1 protein-coding gene is annotated in these 1,370 nt (G+C 60.7%); it reads right to left on the bottom strand.

Annotation, left to right across the window (positions count from 1 at the left end):
• Positions 1 to 99: 99 nt before the first annotated feature.
• A complete protein-coding gene (locus EOL86_15045) occupies positions 100 to 1,116 on the bottom strand; it encodes an IS3 family transposase (protein NCD26885.1) in 1,017 nt (338 codons plus the stop codon).
• Between the last annotated feature and the right edge of the window lie 254 nt (positions 1,117 to 1,370).

Here is a 1,370-nt window from a genome sequence, read left to right as displayed (position 1 = left end):
TGTCGAGTCCTGATTTCGGGTTGTCACTTTTTCTTGGTTGTTGACTCATGGTTTTGAGCTCCCGCAGGGAGCTCTCTCGCCCCCCGGGGGGCGAAATTCTCAAGCGGCGCGCTGGTGTACTTCTTCGGGTGTCTTGTAATTCAAAGCCAGATGGGGCCTCCGATTGTTGTATAGCCACACCGCCTCCGCCACGGCTGCGAGGGCTTGCGCCTTCGTCCGAAAGCATCCGCCCAGCCAGTATTCTTGCTTCAGGATGCCGTTCACCCGTTCGGCCAAGGCGTTCTCATAGCAGTGGTTCTCTTCCGTCATGCTGATGGTCAAACCATGTTCCCGCGCCTTGCCCACGTATAGATGCGAGCAATACTGGCAACCACGGTCCGAATGGTGCACCGGAGCCTGCCCGGCCGGCAGTTGCTCCAAGGCCATCGCCAAGGCGTTCAGGCAACCTTCCGTCTCCAGCGTGTCGCCGGCATGGAACCCGACGATCTTGCGCGAGCACATGTCCGTCAGCAGGCTCAGATACAAGAACCCCTCGTCCGTTCGGACATAGGTGAGATCCCCCGCCCAGGCCTGGTTCGGGGCGTTCACGTCCATATCCTTGACCCGATTGGTGAAGACGGGCAGGCAGTGACGGCTGTTGGTCGTCTGCGGCCTCTTCGGCAGAGGCTCCAACAGCAGCTTCCGTTCGGCCAAGACCTCGAAGAACCGATCCCGCCCCATTCCAGCCCCTGCTTCCGCCAACGCATTTTTGCACATGTGATGCAATTTCCGCCCGCCCAGCCGCGGCTGGACCATCCGCTCCGCCTTCACCAGCTGCGCGACCATGTCGGCATCCACCTCGCGCCGTCGTCTTTGCCGACGAGCCTTGTAGAAGCTCTGGCGGCTCATTCCCGCCCGCCCGCATAACGATCCCACGGCGAATTTCATCCCTTGCCCGGCTCCCGCCGCCCGAGCACGTCCGACAGCGTCAGACCGCTCTTTTTTTTTAGGCTCTCCGGCGTCGTTTTCAGCTTTTCGCAGGCGATTTCCAAGAACGCATGCTCCAGGCACCGGTCCATGTGGGCATCCGACAACGCCGCTTCCAGCTCCCGGATCCGCTTCCGGGCTTCCTTCAATTCATCGCGCTCTTGCATCGTTTCTATCCTTATTCGCTTGGGGAGCAGATCCGTCCGGCCGAATTGGTGCAGCCAGCGCGGCACCGTGTCCGGGCCGGCAATACCATACGCCTTGCGGGCCTGCCCCGCCGAGCTGAACTTCCCGCCCGCAATCTCTTCCACCACCTGCTTCTTGAACGCCAGGCTGTATCTCAATGTCGCCTTCACTTCGCCTCCTCATTGTGGCAAAGTGACAACCTATTTCAGGACCGGACA

This window comes from Deltaproteobacteria bacterium, from assembly GCA_009930495.1.
Classification (GTDB): domain Bacteria; phylum Desulfobacterota; class Desulfovibrionia; order Desulfovibrionales; family Desulfomicrobiaceae; genus Desulfomicrobium.
The sequence above is the reverse complement of the archived record's forward strand: the minus strand, read 5'-3'. Positions and strand labels throughout refer to the sequence as shown.